The organism is Flavobacterium stagni (assembly GCF_004122105.1).
Taxonomy (GTDB): Bacteria; Bacteroidota; Bacteroidia; order Flavobacteriales; family Flavobacteriaceae; genus Flavobacterium; species Flavobacterium stagni.
Genome location: NZ_SBKN01000029.1, coordinates 1 through 284, shown reverse-complemented (window position 1 = coordinate 284; position 284 = coordinate 1). Strand labels below are relative to the sequence as shown.

General features: G+C 44.4%; 2 tRNA genes. Both read left to right on the top strand.

The window, feature by feature from the left end:
* Window positions 1-50: 50 nt before the first annotated feature.
* Window positions 51-123: transfer RNA gene (locus EQG61_RS13730), tRNA-Lys, on the top strand.
* A 35-nt stretch (window positions 124-158) separates the two neighbouring features.
* Window positions 159-231: transfer RNA gene (locus tag EQG61_RS13725), tRNA-Lys, on the top strand.
* Window positions 232-284 lie beyond the last annotated feature (53 nt).

The following is a 284-nucleotide window of genomic DNA, read 5'->3' as shown; positions in this document are numbered from 1 at the left end:
AAATTAATTTTATCGCCTTATATTTGCACCCGCATTCAAGAAATGTTATTGACTCGATAGCTCAGTTGGTAGAGCACAACACTTTTAATGTTGGGGTCCTGGGTTCGAGCCCCAGTCGGGTCACAAAGACCTTATGTCAAAACAAAATAGAATGCACTGACTCGATAGCTCAGTTGGTAGAGCACAACACTTTTAATGTTGGGGTCCTGGGTTCGAGCCCCAGTCGGGTCACAAACAAAAGTTGTTCGCGTGCGAATGACTTTTTTTGTTTAGGCCACGTGGAG